Raw genomic sequence first — 16,278 nt, forward strand, 5'->3', positions numbered from 1 at the left:
TGGTCCACGCGGGGTGTCCGCGTGCAACCATTCAACCCGGCTGCCTTGCGGCGGCGCAACAAGGTTCTTTTTCAATGAAATTTCACATAACCACTTTTGGTTGTCAGATGAATGTGCACGACTCCCAGTGGCTTGCACGGGCTTTGGAAGCCCGGGGATGGGAACAGGCCGACGAGAGCGGCGCACAGGTATATATCGTCAATACGTGCAGCGTGCGGGATAAACCCGAACAAAAGGTTTACAGCGAACTCGGGCGCTTTGCGGCCCGCGCAGCCAAGGATTCCACGGTTTTTGCGGCTGTCGGTGGATGCGTGGCCCAGCAGGTGGGTGAGGGCTTTTTCAAGCGTTTTCCCTACGTGCGCCTTGTGTTCGGTACCGATGGCATTGCCACGGCTCCCGACGCCCTTGAACGTATTGCCGAGGGGGCCGAAGATCGGATAGCGCTGTTGGATTTTGATGAGATTTATCCCGAGCGGGACATGGCCACCGGAACCTGCTCCGATTTGCACAAGAACCGGCAAGCTTTTGTGAACATCATGCAAGGGTGCGACAATTTCTGCACATACTGCATTGTGCCTTTCACGCGCGGACGGCAGAAATCGCGGCATCCTGATCAGGTCTTGGCAGAATGCCGCGGATTGGTGCGGGCCGGGGTTCGCGAGATAACTCTATTGGGACAGAATGTGAACAGTTTCGGGCAGGACAAGGGCGGCGTTGGCGTGACTTTTGCTGAACTGCTGCGCATGGTGGCTGAAATTCCCGGATTGGACAGGCTTAGGTTCACGACGTCGCACCCCAAGGACATCGCTCCCGAGGTGATCGAGGCCTTTGGCAAATTGTCGAACCTCTGCCCGTCGCTCCACTTGCCCATGCAGGCCGGGTCCGATGCCGTGCTCAAGCGTATGGGGCGAAAATATGACCGCAGGCGTTATTTGAGCATCGTGGACGGATTGCGGCAGGCGCGTCCTGATATTTCGTTGACCACGGACCTGATTGTGGGATTCCCCGGCGAAACCGAGGAAGATTTTGAGCAGACCCTTGAAATGGTTGAACGGGTCGGCTTTGAAAGTAGTTTTTCATTCAAATATTCGGACAGGCCCGGTGTTGCCGCCCTGAAGTTTTCGCCCAAGGTGGAGCCGGAAGTGGCGACGAAAAGGCTTGATCGCTTGCAGAAATTGCAGAATGATATTACTAGAAAATGTCTAAAGAATTTGGTGGGGCGTCCCGCCGAGGTCCTCGTGGAGGGCAAAAGCCGCAGGCAGGACGGTCTGGGCATATTCTGGCGGGGACGTGACGCATCATGGCGTGTGGTGAATTTTCGCTATGATTGCGACGACGATATTGTCGGCTCCATGGTCCCGGTAACCATAACCGAGGCCAAGAATCATTCCCTGATAGGGGAAAGGACAGGTGAGCCATGGTAGTCATGAACATATTCGGCATGGCTCTGGACGAAACCAGCAAGGCGCCCATTCTCATCCTCAAGAACGAGGACGAGACGCAGGCCCTGCCCATCTGGATCGGTGCCGTGGAGGCCATGTCCATTTCCATGGCGTTGAACAATGTTCCGTTTCCCCGTCCCATGACTCATGATTTGTTGTTGTCATCAATACGCGCCTTGAACGGCTCGATTGTCCGAACGGATATTCTCGAGATTCGGGAGGGGACGTTTTTTGCCGAGCTTGTGCTTGAGCAGAATGGCAAGGAAATTCGCCTGGACTGCCGTCCTTCTGACGCCATTGCCGCATCGGTTCGTGCAGAGTCTCCGATTTTTGTCGCCAACGCTGTCCTCGAGTCGGCCGGGGTGAGCGGCGAAATGCTGGACAAGAAGATCGTACACCGTGAAGACAGTGGCAAGTGGAAGGATTTGCTCGACTCCCTTGACGACACGGAAACCAAGTACAAGATGTAGGCTTTTTCATGATTGATTTGCATACTCATTCCACCTTCAGCGATGGCGAGCTTATTCCCGCGGAATTGGTTCGCCGGGCCCGGGTCGCAGGATACAAGGCCATTGCCATAACCGACCATGCTGATTCCGCGAATATGCGGCACATACTTGAGTGTGTGGCCCCTTTTGCCCGCAACCACGGACATTATTTCGATATCACGGTCATTCCCGGCGTGGAATTGACCCATACGCCACCGAGCCTGATACCGGAAATGGTTGCTGCCGCACGTGCGGCCGGAGCAAAGATCGTGGTCATGCATGGGGAAACCGTTGTGGAACCGGTGGCCCGCGGCACCAACCTTGCCGCCATTGAAGCCGGAGTAGACGTGTTGGCACACCCGGGACTCATTACGGACGAAGAAGCAGCTCTGGCCGCGCAAAACGGCGTTCTGCTGGAAATAACCACCCGGGGCGGACACAGCTATACCAATGGTCATGTTTTGGCCAAGGCCAGGGAACACGGAGCCGGGTTGGTCATCAACAACGATGCCCATGCTCCCCGGGACCTCGTGGATGAAGACATGCGCAAGGCCATTGCGTTTGGTGCGGGCATGAGTGCGCAGGAATATGGTCAGGCGCAACAAAACGCCTGGGACCTGGTGCAACGCTTCATGCGTTGACCATTCCTACGTATTGTCACCGGAATGGCGTGACGGGCGGAGGGCGGTGCGGCTACAGTGGTTGCGCCGAGATCAACAAAATTGCGGGATGCTGCATCCCGAACAAGGAAACCGGGGATACCGACAATGAACTTTCTTCCCGAAGGCAACATGTTTCAAGTGCTGTTGGGCGCTACACTCGCCGTCAAGATTGTCCTTCTCTTTTTGGGAGCCATGTCACTGTGGAGCTGGACCATCATTTTTTATAAATCCATCACCATTCTTTCGGCGCGCAAGCGTATTGCGAACGGTTATGATCGATTTATTGCCGCAGGGGACCTTTCCGCAGCCCTGAAATCCATCGGTGACGGCAATTCTCCTCTTTCCCGGGTTGGCAGCATGGCGGTCAAGGAGTTTCGCAAACTGGAAAAAGCGGACATTGACCGGGAACGTAAGCGCATGCTGGTCAAGGATACCCTGCGCCGCACCTTGCGTCAGGGCATCAGCGCGGAAATGCGTCGTCTGACGCGAAATCTGCCGTTTTTGGCCACATGTGCCAACGGTGCTCCGTTTATTGGCCTTTTTGGCACGGTCTGGGGCATCATGCATTCGTTTCATTCCATCGGCCAACAGCAGTCAGCAGCCCTTGCCACGGTGGCTCCCGGTATTTCCGAGGCGCTTATTGCAACGGCTATCGGTCTTGCCGTGGCCATCCCCGCAACCATCGCCTACAACTTTTTCCTGGGCAAACTTACCGAGGTGGAAACCGGAATGATCGATTTTGCGGGCGCCTTCCTCAACCGGGCCGAGCGTGAAATCGCCTGGGCGCAAAAGTAGGGGGCTTTGACCATGGCGCTCAAGACAGGCAACGGATTCCTTGCTGAAATCAACGTGACGCCCTTTGTGGACGTGATGCTGGTCCTGTTGATCATTTTCATGGTTACAGCTCCACTCATGACCCAGGGGGTGGAAGTGGATCTGCCCACCACCAGAACAGTCAAGAATCTTCCTCAGGACAAGGACCATCTGGTGCTGACCGTGAAAAAGGGTGGCGAGATGTTTCTTGATGAGTACAGTGTTAAATTTGAGGATTTGGGTGACCATCTCAAGCGACTTGTGGCCAACCAGAAAAAACAGCTTTTCCTGCGGGCCGATAAAGAAGTGCCCTATGGAGTTGTTGTTGACGTTATGGGTGAAATCAAGGCCGCAGGCATCGACAAGCTGGGCATCGTTGCCGAGCAGAAAAGGGATAAAAACAAGAAATAGACACGCTGGTCCCGGTTCGGGAGTCCGACCGGCGGCGGTGCCAATATGCAGACATTAGGTTTTTTTCTTTCCATCCTCGTTCATGCCGGTGTTCTGGCTGTGGCTATTTTTGTGGCCTCCAGCCATACTGTTCCGGTCAATCTGGATAGGCCGGTGTATACGGTGGATCTCGTGAGTCTGGCTCCTCCGCCGGCGGTATCCGTATCCAGCCCCGAAATTCCGGCGGATCAGTCTTCGCTGGCCAAGGTTAAATCCGAGCCGGAAACAAAGACTGAGGCCATCCCCGAAGTCAGTTCGGAACCTGAGCCCAAGCCGGAGCCGAAAGCCAAGAAAATCAGCGAGAAAAAGGAAAAACCCAAAAAGGTCGTTGTAAAGAAAAAAAAGAAACCCGAACCCAAGCCTGAGCCGAAACCCGAGCCAAAGCCCAAACCTCAAAAAACGCGGAAGCAACTTCTTGCCGAGGCCATGAAGGATGTGAAAAAGGATGTCAGGCAGCAGGAACGGCAGGAGAAACGAGCCGTTCGCAATGAGCTTGCCGCCATCCGCAAAGCCGAAGGTGATACGGTATATGCCGATGGAACCGAAGGCGGCGTTGTCGGGGGAACACCCGGCGGTACCGGTTCGGGGTTGAGTCAGGTATATGCTTCCATTGTGGGTGAAGCCATCAAGAAGAATTGGCGTTATCCGGCCCTTGCCGGAGACAGGAATCTGGTGGCCACGGCGGCAATGGAGCTCGGAAATGACGGCACTATTTTGTCGTCACGGATCACGGTTTCATCCGGCAATGCCGAATTTGATTCTTCGATACTCAGGGCCATCCATGAAACCGAACGTGTGATCGCCCCTCGAACAGAACGCGACAAACGCATTCTGATCAACTTCAATTCACAGGAAATCCCGGAATAGAATCATGAAAAAGAAAAGCACCATACTTTTTTTGCCCGCTTTGTGCCTTCTGCTGTTTGCGGTTTCTGCCCAGGCTCAGAAGGCCTTGACCGTCGATATTTACGGCCCGGGACAACGGCTGGTCAACATGACCATGTTGCCACCTCGCAGCCTGCGGGAAGGGGCGCCCGTGCCTGCTGCAGCGCAGGAATTTGAATCCCTTGTCCGCAACAACTTTTCATACATTCCTTTTCTCAAGGATATCCCCATGTCTTCGCTGCTGGGCGGCAACCCCAGCAAGGGGGTGAAAGGCAGCCAGGTTGATTTCAAGCCCCTGCAGCTTGCCAAGGTCGATCTCGTGATGACCACAGGCTGGGACGGCAGCAATCTTGAAGTTCGCGTATTCGAAACCTTCAGCGGACGCATGGTCGTTGGCAAGGCGTACGGACAGGTGGCAGGCAATGCGGCCATCATACGGGTTGCGGATCGTTTCAGTTCCGTGCTTTTGCAGGAGCTGTGCGGCAAAAAAGGCTTTTTCGAGTCGCCCATCGCTTTTGTCAAGCAACTGGGCAAGAGCAAGGAAATCTATACAGTCCTTCCCCAGGGACGCGACCTGACCCGCATCACCAAGTTGGGGGGATTCAATCTCAGCCCCACGTGGAGTCCCAACGGGGACAAGCTGGTTTTTACGCACATCGGCGCAACCAAGCATTCGCTGGGCGTCTGGAATTCCGCAACCGGCAAGGTGGGACTGACCAACAAAGGGCTTGGGCAATCCGTGATCAGTCCGGTTTTCTTGGACCAAAAACGTGTGGCCGTAACCCTGAACAAGACGGGCCATTCCGACATCTATCTCCTGGATGAAGGATTCAAGCCTATCAGGACCTTGGTAAAAAGTTCGTATATTGACGTTTCTCCCAGTTTTGACCGCACCGGAACGCAGATGGCATTCACTTCTGGCCGTGCGGGCAACCCTCATGTTTATGTCTTGAATCTCAAGACAGGAAAGCTGCAGCGCGTAACAATCAACGGACGCTACAACACTCACCCCTGCCTGAGCCCCGATGGCAAGTACATTGCCTATACGCATCTGACTTCCGAAGGACACAGGATATTCCTTCATGATATGCGTACGGGCAGGGAAACACAGCTCAGCTTCGGGCCGGGAAACGACGAATATCCTGCGTTCGGCCCGGATGGCTACTTCATTGCCTTTGCTTCCGATCGGTCCGGTGAATACAAGTTGTATCTGACTACACGCCATGGTGATACTCCCAAGATTTTGCAGACCGGTGCCGGTGCGGCATTCGCTCCTGCATGGGATACATCGTTACAGCGTTGATACGATTTTGCCGGAGTACTTGATTTTTGTTCGATTAAAGGTACACCTATCGGTAACCCCGGTGGGACGGTGTTGGACCAAATATTTATGATGTGCGCAACACGCGCCTTGTAAGGAGTTGTCATGAAAATCAGATTCTGCCTCGCCACCATTGCCCTGTTGGGGCTGGTTGCTTTTGTCGGTGCCGGTTGTTCCAAGAAAAGCACTTCCAGCATGCCTCCCGGAGCCACTCAGGTTAAGGTTGAGGACAAAAGCACCTATGAGGAACCTGCTCCCGCCCCTGTTGAGCCGCAGGTCGATGAAAGAGCTCTTGCCGCCGAGGCCAAGGCCCAGGCTGTCGAAGAGCTGGCATTTACCATCAACTTCGCCTTTGATTCCTATGAACTCAACGATGACGCCCGCGCCACGCTTGGCAGAAAGGCTGCCCTGATGAAAACGTATCGTGATTTGACCATGGTCATCGAAGGGTATTGCGACGAGCGCGGCACTGAAGAATACAACCTTGCCCTTGGAGAACGGCGCGCGCGTGCCGCTTTCGAGCATATGGTCATTTTGGGGGTTGCTCCCGAACGCATGAGTGTTGTCAGTTTCGGCGAGGAACGTCCGGTTGATCCGGGACACAATGAAGCCGCGTGGGCAAAGAATCGTCGCGACGAGTTCAAGATATCCCAATAGTTTTGCCAGAAAAGCAAAAGGCCGTCTTCTTCCGGGAAGACGGCCTTTTTTTGTTGGGCGTTGTTGGCTCAGGCTGAATACAGGCGGGAGAATAGTATAACCGCCCAAAGAGCAAGGGCCGCATAAGCACCGGCCACACCGTCGTCGATCATGACCCCGAATCCTTTCGGGAAGGCGGTTTCTGCCTTTTTTACGGGCCATGGCTTGAAGATGTCGAATATGCGGAACAGCACAAAAGCGGCCAACAGTTGCCACGCAGAAAGCCAGATAAAGGGCAACATGGCCAGCCATTGGCCGAACAGTTCGTCCACGATCACGCAGCCGGGGTCCTTGCGTCCAAAATGGATCTCGGCCCGCGTACAGGCCCATGAGCCGATTACAAACAACAAAGCCAGTATCAGCAGTCGAAAGGGCGTTGTGAACGGCATGAACAGCCATGGGGCGACGAGAATGGAGGCTGCCGATCCCCATGTGCCCGGCATTTTGGGCAGATGCCCGATGGGGCCAAGCGTGGCAATGTTCACGGCGATCCTGTCTGTAATGCTCATGGTTACTCCTTGGTGTGGGGTGGCAAGTCCATGTTAGGCTGTACAATGCCAGCTTTGAGCAGAGAATCCAGCACTTCTGCTACCGGTAGTCCAACCACATTGCTGTATGATCCGTGAATTTCGCGGACCATGAACCCACCGATCCCCTGAATCGCATATGCTCCGGCCTTGTCCATGGGCTCGCCAGAGGCAATGTAGGCCATGAGCTCCTCTTGTTTCGATTTACGCATCATCACGTCCGTTTTGGCAGAAAACAAGACGGGAGACGGGGCGGTTGGGAGCATCAGGCAGCACCCGGTAATGACATGGTGCGTATTGCCGGAGAGGGCTTCCAGCATATCCAGCGCGTCTTTTTGGGATGTGGGCTTTCCCATGATTTGTTCATCCAGAACCACAATGGTATCCGCGCCGATCACCGCCGATTGCGGATATTCATGTGCCACATCCCGTGTCTTGAGCAGGGCCATGCGCTCCGCGTAATCACGCGGTTTTTCATGGAGAAGGGGCTGTGGTTCGTCCATGTCGCTGGCGTGAACCGTGAAATTCAGACCGGCCTCCGATAACAGTTGTTTTCTGCGGGGCGAGCCGGAAGCCAGTACCAGAGAGGATACGCTGGCAAAAGGGCCGTGGAAAGAATTGTCATACGCTTTCATAGGGGAAACTCATCCATGAAAAAAAGCTCCACGTCAACGATCCGCAGATGCTTGAGATCGGTCATGGCAGAGTCGAAAAAATGGCGCACTGATGAGCAGTATTTTTCAGAGTGAAAATAAACTTATTAATTACATAATGTTATTCCTGTGGCGTGTATTTTGCTTGCATGGTGTTGAATACAAATATCTGGAGTGATCATGAACAACTTGCAACGGGATTTTACAAAACCATTTGATGTCGCAGCCCTGCAAGCCAACGTTCCCTCGCCGGACAGTGCGGGGCGTTGGGCCGTGCCTTGGGCTGATCTCATGATGGTCATGTTTGTCCTGTTTGTGGTCATGTTTATTTATTCCCAGACACATCAGGACGTTAAGGTTTTGTTTAGCGAGGAAACCGCACAGACCATTGAAAAGACCAGTTCACTTGACCCGTTAATCGGATTGATAGGTCAGATTTCGGGGTTGGCGGCCGATGGTGGCGGGTCTGATTCGGTCCGCATGCCGGTGAATGAAGTTCTTTATAAATCAAAAGGTAACGGAATCACCGTAATTCGCGACAATAATGACAGCGTGCGCATCACGTTGCGCGGTGATCTGTTTTTTGAAAACGGACAAAGTGGATTGGCAAAAACCGCTGACCAGTATCTTCGTGAGATCGCCGATGTTGTCCGGGTATCCACGGGTTCTGTTCATGTAATCGGGCATACCGACGCACAAGAACAAATGGGTTCGGACAGTTTTTTGCTCTCGACCAAACGCGCTGCTGACGTTGCCGCCTATTTTATCGACACTTTTGACATGTCGCCCGACAGGTTCGTTATTTCCGGGCGCGGTGCGTACAGGCCGGACGTGCCTTCCACGGACGATGCCAGTCGTTCAATGAATCGGCGGGTTGAAGTCATACTTTTGACCGACAGGATTTAGCAGGAGGAAAACCATGCTCAGAAAAAACGTGGCAGGAATTGCCCTCAGTCTCATCATTTTCGTTAGCAGCTTCTTGCTGACCGGACATGCTGCCGCCTATTGGAATCTTGCGGCATTCATTGTCGTTGTTTCCGGGCTGAGTGCTGCCATCCTGCTCAGCTATCCATTTGACCGGTTGACTAGTGCCTTTCGGGTTGCCAGAAACGCATACTCTTCGGATCAACCCAAGGCTCACGAATTGGTGCATACGCTTCTCGACCTTTCTGTAAAGAGCAAAGTGGATGGCATCCTCTCTCTTGAGAAAAACGAACAGCAGGCCACTTGCTCTTTTTTGAAAAACGGCCTGATTCTGTTGGTGGACAATTACAAGGAAACGGAAATTCGCGAATGCCTGAACACGGAAATGGCATTTTTTCACCAAAGGCGCATGCAGAGCGAGCGGATTTTCCAGACCCTTGCCCGCACGGCACCGGCATTCGGCGTGGCCGGAAGCGTTATCGGCCTGATCGGTTTGCTCATGGGCATCAACGACACTGCCGTCATTCTCAGAAATATTCCGGTGGCGTTTATTTCCACGCTGTATGGTCTTGTTTTGGGCAACCTCGTGTTTGCGCCCATGGCAGAACGGATCAACCACAGCACGCGTTGTGAATTGCTGAATCAGAAATTGGTACTTGAAGGCGTTGTAGCCATCAGCAAGGAGCAGAATCCTTACAAGTTGGAACGCAAGCTGGCCTCCTTCCTGAGTCCCAGCGAACGTACGGGGAATACTGAAGCGTTGCGAAGCATTACTCGTAAATATGTCCAGCGCAAGAATCAGCCAGTGGAACCAAAGGGAATGCCTGAAGAGGGTCTTGACTTGGCTCAGGCATCCTGAACACAACGGTCATCCTGCATGGTTTGAACGGGAAGTCTCTCATGAGGCTTCCTGTTTTTTTTGTGAACGTCTGCATATGGTGGAGCATTATTGATCAATATGCGGAAAGGAACTATATCCTGCAGTCGCCCAATGGGGTATGTGCCTGATTTCTTTTTTTACGTACTATGCTATCAGGAAATGCAGGAGTATTGTTGATGAGTCATATTCTCGCCGCAGATATCGGCGGAACCAACAGTCGTTTCGGAATTTTCGAAGCTGAACCCGGCCGACAACCCCAATTGAGGGATACTGTTTGGCTGCGCACGCATGACGCCGGTTCGTTTCGCGAGTTGTTATCCATGTTGCCCGAAGCCGGCCTGTCCATTCCCTTGGAGGATGTGGCCGCTGCTGTTTTTGCCGTGCCAGGGGCTGTTTTGAACGGTTCATTGTGCATACCCCCCAACGTGGCGTGGAATATCAATCTGGACGATATTCCGGAACTGAAGGGCAGGGCGGAGTTGATCAATGACTTTGCGGCGCAGGCTTTTGCCTGCCGCACCGATGCCGTGGCCGATGCCCTTGTGATCCAGCAGGGAAAGCCGGCCCCGGGAGCAGCTACTGCCGTTATTGGGGCCGGAACAGGCCTGGGCCATTCCGCACTGATTCAAGAACATGGCCGGTATCATGCCGTGCCATCCGAGGGCGGACACATGGCTTTTCCTTTTGTGGGCAGGGAGGAAGCCCGTTTTGAAGTTTATGCACGATCCGTGACCGGAAGGAATTTTTGCGATGGTGATACCGTGGTAACCGGCTCTGGACTTTCCCTGATTCATCGGTTTCTGACCGGAGAGGAGCGCTCTCCGGCCGAGGTGGCTGCATCGTTGACTCCTGACTCAGAAACCTGCCGCTGGTTTGCACGATTTTATGGCCGGGTTGCCAGAAATTGGGTTTTGGCCACAGTGGCTTGGGGAGGGCTGTTCATTTGCGGTGGGGTTGCTGCCAAGAATGTCATGTTTGTGACCTGTCCCGAGTTTCTGGATGAATTTCATTCTTTTCCGAAGTATCAAAAGGTGCTGGCGCAAATGCCCATCCGCCTGAACACCAATGAGCAAAGCGGACTTATGGGTGCAGCCCTGTGCGCAGCACAGGTGCTCGATTGAGAGGCGACATGGGGAGGCCTTTTCTGGCTATTGAAAAGTCTGGCGGAAGCGATTAACAACCCCTTTTCCAAACAACTTCAACAAGGGAAAATTCGTGGCTGATCCAAATCGTTACAACAAGATGTTTCCGGTTTCCTGGGAACAACTGCATCGCGACTGTCGGGCCTTGGCCTGGCGTCTGGTTGAGCAGGGGCCTTGGAAGGGCATTTATGCCATCACCCGCGGCGGACTTGTTCCGGCTGCAATCATTGCACGCGAATTGGAAATCCGGCTAATCGATACCATCTGCGTCTCCAGTTACGACTGGCAGTCGCAGGGGCAGTCCAGCATCCTCAAAAGCGTTGAAAACGACGGAGAAGGCTGGCTGCTTATCGATGATCTCGTGGATACCGGGCGTACGGCAAAGCTGGCGCGGGACATGGTTCCCAAAGCTCATTTTGCCACGGTGTACGCAAAGCCAGAAGGCCGTCCCACTGTGGAAACATACATTACCGAAGTGAGTCAGGATACCTGGATTCTGTTCCCGTGGGACGCAGGACACCAGTTCGTGCAGCCCATCGTGCAAAACGTGGAGTAAGCCACAGGGTAACATTACCCTTGTGGTTTCAGGGGATTGTGGTTATCAAAATCTGTTGGGTGTTGCGTGTTTCAAACACCCTGAAATTGCCCAATCATCAATACGGAGGAATCAATGAAACAGTCCATGAGACTTTTGGTCGCAGTCATGGCCGTCGCGGCCTTGATGCTGTCGTTGGCCGCCTGTGGACAGGCGCCGGAAAAGGAAGTGAAAAAAGCTGAAAAACCGGCTGCCGAGAAAAAGGAAGAAGCCAAAAAGTTCAAGGCTGGCTTCGTATATGTATCGCCAGTTGGTGACGCAGGCTATTCCTATGCGCACGATCTTGGCCGCAAGGCTGTCGAAAATCTCGGCTGGGTTGAGACCTCCTATGTTGAATCCGTTGCCGAAGGCGCCGACTCCGAGCGTGTCATCCGCAACATGGCCCGCAAGGGATTCGACGTGATCTTCACTACCAGCTTTGGTTACATGGATCCGACCCTGAAGGTCGCCAAGGAATTTCCCGAAGTCAAGTTCATGCATTGCTCCGGCTTCAAGAAAGCCCCGAACATGAACAACTATTTCGGTCGTATTTATCAGGCCCGTTATCTTACCGGCATGGTGGCAGGCGATATGACCAAGAGCAACATCATCGGCTATGTTGCAGCCTTCCCCATCCCCGAGGTCATTCGCGGCATCAATGCCTTTACTCTTGGCGTGCAGGCTGTGAATCCCAAGGCCGAGGTTCGCGTGGTCTGGACCAAGACCTGGTATGATCCGGCACTGGAAAAAGATGCCGCCATTTCTTTGCTGGACGTCGGTGCAGACATCATCGCCCAGCATCAGGACTCACCCGGCCCGCAGGAAGCTGCTCAGGAGCGTGGGGTATACTCTGTCGGTTACAATTCCAACATGGCTCCTTTTGCGCCCAAGGCTCACCTGACCGGCGCAATCTGGAACTGGGCTCCTCTGTACGTGGAAACCGTCAAAGAAGTGAAGGACGGCACCTGGAAGGGCAACCAGTCCCTGTGGTGGGGAATGGAAAAGGGTATTGTTGACCTGGCTCCTTATGGCGACATGGTTCCCGAAGAAGTCAGGAAGCAGGTTGATGCCAAGAAGGAAGAAATCAAGAACGGCACATTCAAGGTCTTTGCCGGTCCCATCAAGAACCAAAAGGGCGAAGTCGTAATTCCTGAAGGCCAGTCCGCCACCGACGAGCAGATGCTGGGCATGACCTGGTTTGTCGAGGGTGTGATCGGAACCACGGAATAGTGTGGAAAAAAGATCAATGATAACGGGTTTAAAACTTAGAAAAAGAGATGAACCCTGGAAGTGGGGCGCCTTGGTTGTTTTCCTGGGCGCCCTGCTCATTTCCCTCGTGGCCAGCGGTTTGCTTCTTGCCGGGCAAGGGAAGGACGCGTTCGAAGGGTTCAGAATCCTGTGGGAAGGCAGCTTCGGTCACGTATGGGCTCTCGAAGGGGCCTTGCTCAAATCCATTCCGATTTTTCTCTGTTCCCTCGGCGTGGCTGTTACGTTCCGCATGCAGATATGGAATATCGGGGCCGAAGGACAATTTGCCCTTGGAGCTATTGGGGCCACGTGGATGGCGCTTTCTTTCCCCGACTTGCCCATCTATCTGCTTTTGCCGCTGATGTTCTTCATGGCCTTTGTGCTTGGCGGCTTGTGGGCTGCCATCCCCGGGGCATTGCGCATCAAGCTCAAGGTGAATGAAATCATTTCCACCTTGATGCTCAACTACATCGCCATACTGTTGCTGGATTATCTGGTTTTCGGCGTGTGGAAGGATCCAACCAGTTTCGGCTTCCCTATGACTGCTGAATTTTCTCCCAATGCGACCATCCCGGCATTTGGGGCAACCAAGCTGCATTGGGGTATTCTGGTCTGCGTGTTGGTCGGCGTCATCTTCTGGGCCTTCATGCGCTACACCCGCCTTGGGTATGAACTCAAGGCCAGCGGCCAGGGGCCCAGAGTGGCCCGGTATGCCGGCATGCCGTATGGTTTTCTGGTCATGTTCGTCATGTGCGTTTCCGGCGGACTGGCCGGCATCGCCGGTTGTGTCGAGACATCGGGCGTGGTGGGAAGACTGCAGCCGAGCATCATGGTCGGTTATGGATATACGGCCATTGTTGTTGCCTGGTTGGCGCGGCTGGAGCCCTTGAACATTGCCTTTGCCTCATTTTTATTGGCGGCCCTTCGTGTGGGCGTGGAGAATTTGCAGCTGGAAATGCAGATTCCGGCTGCATTCGGTGAAATCATGGAAGGAATGATCCTGCTTTCCGTTCTTGCGGGTCAGTTTCTCCTTGCCTACAAGTTGGAACGGAGGACGCGGTCCGAGTAGGGCGGCGTGAGATATTATGCAGGAATTGATCGTACCGTTACTCAATGCCACCGTACAGTCGGGAACGCCGATTCTTTTTGCCACGCTGGGCGAAATGATGACAGAGAAAGGCGGCGTTCTGAACCTCGGTGTTGAGGGCATACTCAGTTTTTCGGCCTTGGCTGCGTTTGTGACCGGATACACGACAGGGTGTCCCTGGCTTGGTTTTGTCATGGGCGGTTTTGCCGGTCTGTTGCTGGCCATGGTTCATGGATTCGTCTGTATCTCCTGCCTTGGCAACCAGGTTGTATCCGGACTTGCGTTGACAATTTTGGGCCTCGGGTTGACCCGTTTTCTCGGCACCCCGTACATCGGCCTGGCCACAACAGGTTTTGAAAAGGAAGCCTTACCCTTTTTCAGCTCCATTCCGTTTTTGGGTGATATCTTTTTCCGGCAGGACGCGCTGGTGTACGTCTCCTACCTGATCCCGGTGCTGTTCTGGTTCTTTTTCCGGCGCACCAGTCTGGGCATGGCTGTTACGGCCACGGGCGAATATCCGGCCGCAGCCGCGGCAGCCGGACTCAAACCTGTCCTCTTGCGCTATTTTGCCGTTGCCATGGGCGGATTCCTGATCGGGCTGGGCGGAGCGTACCTTTCGCTGGCCTACACGCATTTGTGGACCAACGGCCTTTCCGGCGGACGCGGGTGGATTGCCGTTGCCTTGGTCATATTTGCCTTCTGGCGTCCTGGGCGGGCGGTGCTGGGCGCATACCTGTTCGGCGGTGTCATGGCATTTCAGCTTCGACTGCAGGCATCCGGAACCAACGTGCCCTCGTCGATCCTTTTGTCCCTGCCGTATGCGCTGACCATCATCGCGCTTGTTTTTTCGGCATGGAAGCGCAAGCATTCCGATATGCCTGCCGCCCTGGGTACAAATATCGAGCCGGAGGGGTAGGACATGGGAACCAAAACATTTACCAGGCCCCCTCGTAAACCGGTTGCCGATGGCGAGCGTCCGGTTGTCGAGATTTGCGGCATCACCAAACGGTTCGGCAAGGTTGTGGCCAACAACAACATCAACCTTGACCTGTACGCCGGTCGCATCAAGGCATTGCTCGGCGAAAACGGAGCGGGCAAGAGTACGCTCATGAGCATGCTGGCGGGACGTTACAAACCGGATGAAGGCCATATCAAGATCGACGGCCAGATCATGGATTTTTCGTCGTCGCGCGAAGCCATTGAAGCCGGGATTGGCATGGTCTATCAGCACTTCATGCTGGTCGAGTCCATGACTGTGGCCGAAAATGTCTTGCTGGGCCAGACCGGCGGTTTTTTTGTCAACCATCGCGAGATGGACAAGCGCGTGACCGCATTGGCCGAGCAATATGGGCTTGATGTGGACCCGGCGGCCAGAGTCTGCGATTTGTCCATGGGCGAAAAACAGCGTGTTGAAATTCTCAAGCTGCTATATCGCGAAAGCAGGATTTTGATATTTGATGAACCCACGGCCGTACTCACCCCGGACGAAACAGTGCGTTTGTTTGACGCATTGTGGAAGATGGCGGAGCAGGGCAAGGCCATTGTTTTCATCAGTCACAAGCTGGAAGAAGTGCTTTCCATAGCCGATGACATTGCGATTCTTCGTCGCGGGGTCATTGAGGGCGAGGTTGATCCCGACAGTATCGAATCCAAGGCCGATCTTGCCTGCCGCATGGTTGGCAAGGAAGTAATCCTTGAAATTGATCGCAATCCCATGCCGCCCGGTGAAACGGTGTTGGACATCCGTGATCTTTCCGGCATGGGATTGGACAACGTAACCCTTGCCGTGCGGCAAGGGGAAATCGTCGCTCTTGTCGGCGTGGCCGGGAATGGTCAAAAAAGTCTTGTTGAGGCGGTCTGCGGCCTTCGCAAGCCTCCTCAGGATACCATATTCATCAGTGGGAAGCCGTGGCGACAGTTTTTTGAAGAGGCTTCATGGCGCAGGGCACTTTCCTATGTGCCTGAAGATCGTCTTGGCTTGGCCACGCTTCGGGATTGCGACATGGTTGATAACGTGTTGCTGACAACCCGCAAGGGATTTGTGATCGGTCCGTGGCTGGACAAGAAACGTGCGTCCAGCGAAACCTCGGATCTGGTGCAGAAATTTGATATCAGACCGGGAAGAACCCAGGCCTTGGCCTGGCAGCTTTCCGGCGGAAACTTGCAAAAGGCGGTGCTGGCTCGCGAATTGTACCGTGAACCGGTGTTGATCGTTGCGGAGCAGCCTACTCAGGGACTGGACATCTCGGCAACCGAAGAAGTCTGGAACCGTCTTTTGGAGGTTCGTGGGATGGCCGGTGTGTTACTGGTGACCGGAGATTTGAACGAGGCCTTGCAACTTGCCGACAGGATCGCCGTCATCTACCGGGGGCGGATTCTGGGGATGCTTGATGCCGACGAAGATGCCGTTGCCGACAGAATCGGGCCGCTCATGGCTGGTATTGAGGAAACCGCCGGCGCATAGTGCGCCTCATCGTGTTTGAAAA

Annotated in this window: 18 protein-coding genes; 16 read left to right on the top strand and 2 right to left on the bottom strand. The window is 54.2% G+C overall.

Translation table 11 applies throughout. The annotated features are described in order from the left end of the window. The first annotated feature begins 74 nt into the window (after window positions 1–74). The 8 genes from miaB to pal all read left to right on the top strand — a co-directional run bounded on the left by miaB (window position 75) and on the right by pal (window position 6,718). Window positions 75–1,424, top strand: coding sequence for a tRNA (N6-isopentenyl adenosine(37)-C2)-methylthiotransferase MiaB (miaB, locus tag F8A88_RS05540; protein WP_151150072.1), 1,350 nt, complete (start codon window positions 75–77; stop codon window positions 1,422–1,424). Next, window positions 1,418–1,912 (top strand): bifunctional nuclease family protein, encoded by a 495-nt coding sequence (locus tag F8A88_RS05545; protein WP_151150073.1) that lies wholly within the window; start codon window positions 1,418–1,420, stop codon window positions 1,910–1,912. Before miaB ends, F8A88_RS05545 begins: the two co-directional genes overlap by 7 nt. 8 nt (window positions 1,913–1,920) lie before the next feature. Next, window positions 1,921–2,571: a histidinol phosphate phosphatase domain-containing protein gene (locus F8A88_RS05550; RefSeq protein ID WP_151150074.1), complete on the top strand. Its 651-nt coding sequence runs from the start codon at window positions 1,921–1,923 to the stop codon at window positions 2,569–2,571. Window positions 2,572–2,697: 126 nt separating this feature from the next. Then, window positions 2,698–3,387 carry a MotA/TolQ/ExbB proton channel family protein gene (locus tag F8A88_RS05555; protein ID WP_151150075.1) on the top strand — a complete coding sequence of 230 codons (690 nt, stop codon included), beginning with the start codon at window positions 2,698–2,700 and terminating at the stop codon, window positions 3,385–3,387. Window positions 3,388–3,399: 12 nt separating this feature from the next. Then, on the top strand, window positions 3,400–3,816 hold the full coding sequence (gene tolR, locus F8A88_RS05560; protein WP_151150076.1) for a protein TolR: 417 nt from the start codon (window positions 3,400–3,402) through the stop codon (window positions 3,814–3,816). A gap of 45 nt (window positions 3,817–3,861) precedes the next feature. Then, entirely contained in the window at window positions 3,862–4,722 is an 861-nt protein-coding gene (locus tag F8A88_RS05565; protein WP_151150077.1) for an energy transducer TonB, read from the top strand. Between the two features lie 4 nt (window positions 4,723–4,726). Beyond that, window positions 4,727–6,043: a DPP IV N-terminal domain-containing protein gene (locus F8A88_RS05570; protein ID WP_151150078.1), complete on the top strand. Its 1,317-nt coding sequence runs from the start codon at window positions 4,727–4,729 to the stop codon at window positions 6,041–6,043. 123 nt (window positions 6,044–6,166) lie between these two features. After that, window positions 6,167–6,718 (top strand): peptidoglycan-associated lipoprotein Pal, encoded by a 552-nt coding sequence (gene pal, locus F8A88_RS05575; RefSeq protein WP_151150079.1) that lies wholly within the window; start codon window positions 6,167–6,169, stop codon window positions 6,716–6,718. Window positions 6,719–6,786: 68 nt separating this feature from the next. Here the strand turns inward: pal and F8A88_RS05580 are convergent, their stop codons facing one another. Then, complete coding sequence (locus F8A88_RS05580; RefSeq protein ID WP_151150080.1) at window positions 6,787–7,266, bottom strand: phosphatidylglycerophosphatase A family protein; 480 nt, start codon at window positions 7,264–7,266, stop codon at window positions 6,787–6,789. A gap of 2 nt (window positions 7,267–7,268) precedes the next feature. Then, window positions 7,269–7,919, bottom strand: coding sequence for a Maf family protein (locus F8A88_RS05585; RefSeq protein ID WP_151150081.1), 651 nt, complete (start codon window positions 7,917–7,919; stop codon window positions 7,269–7,271). A gap of 198 nt (window positions 7,920–8,117) precedes the next feature. Here F8A88_RS05585 and F8A88_RS05590 point away from each other — a divergent pair, with 198 nt between their 5' ends. The 8 genes from F8A88_RS05590 to F8A88_RS05625 all read left to right on the top strand — a co-directional run bounded on the left by F8A88_RS05590 (window position 8,118) and on the right by F8A88_RS05625 (window position 16,256). Further along, complete coding sequence (locus tag F8A88_RS05590; RefSeq protein WP_151150082.1) at window positions 8,118–8,843, top strand: OmpA/MotB family protein; 726 nt, start codon at window positions 8,118–8,120, stop codon at window positions 8,841–8,843. 13 nt (window positions 8,844–8,856) lie between these two features. After that, on the top strand, window positions 8,857–9,720 hold the full coding sequence (locus F8A88_RS05595) for a motility protein A (RefSeq protein ID WP_151150083.1): 864 nt from the start codon (window positions 8,857–8,859) through the stop codon (window positions 9,718–9,720). 197 nt (window positions 9,721–9,917) lie between these two features. After that, window positions 9,918–10,862 carry a glucokinase gene (locus tag F8A88_RS05600; protein ID WP_151150084.1) on the top strand — a complete coding sequence of 315 codons (945 nt, stop codon included), beginning with the start codon at window positions 9,918–9,920 and terminating at the stop codon, window positions 10,860–10,862. A 94-nt stretch (window positions 10,863–10,956) separates the two neighbouring features. Next, window positions 10,957–11,439: a xanthine phosphoribosyltransferase gene (gene gpt, locus F8A88_RS05605; RefSeq protein ID WP_194163269.1), complete on the top strand. Its 483-nt coding sequence runs from the start codon at window positions 10,957–10,959 to the stop codon at window positions 11,437–11,439. Window positions 11,440–11,553: 114 nt separating this feature from the next. Next, the gene (locus F8A88_RS05610; protein WP_151150085.1) at window positions 11,554–12,687 is read left to right on the top strand and encodes a BMP family ABC transporter substrate-binding protein; all 1,134 of its coding nucleotides are present in this window, start codon (window positions 11,554–11,556) and stop codon (window positions 12,685–12,687) included. 16 nt (window positions 12,688–12,703) lie between these two features. After that, window positions 12,704–13,774 carry an ABC transporter permease gene (locus F8A88_RS05615; RefSeq protein WP_151150086.1) on the top strand — a complete coding sequence of 357 codons (1,071 nt, stop codon included), beginning with the start codon at window positions 12,704–12,706 and terminating at the stop codon, window positions 13,772–13,774. A gap of 16 nt (window positions 13,775–13,790) precedes the next feature. After that, window positions 13,791–14,708, top strand: a complete 918-nt coding sequence (locus F8A88_RS05620) for an ABC transporter permease (RefSeq protein ID WP_194163270.1) — start codon at window positions 13,791–13,793, stop codon at window positions 14,706–14,708. A gap of 3 nt (window positions 14,709–14,711) precedes the next feature. After that, window positions 14,712–16,256 carry an ABC transporter ATP-binding protein gene (locus F8A88_RS05625; RefSeq protein WP_151150088.1) on the top strand — a complete coding sequence of 515 codons (1,545 nt, stop codon included), beginning with the start codon at window positions 14,712–14,714 and terminating at the stop codon, window positions 16,254–16,256. Window positions 16,257–16,278 lie beyond the last annotated feature (22 nt).

This window comes from Pseudodesulfovibrio senegalensis (genome assembly GCF_008830225.1).
Lineage (GTDB): Bacteria > Desulfobacterota > Desulfovibrionia > Desulfovibrionales > Desulfovibrionaceae > Pseudodesulfovibrio > Pseudodesulfovibrio senegalensis.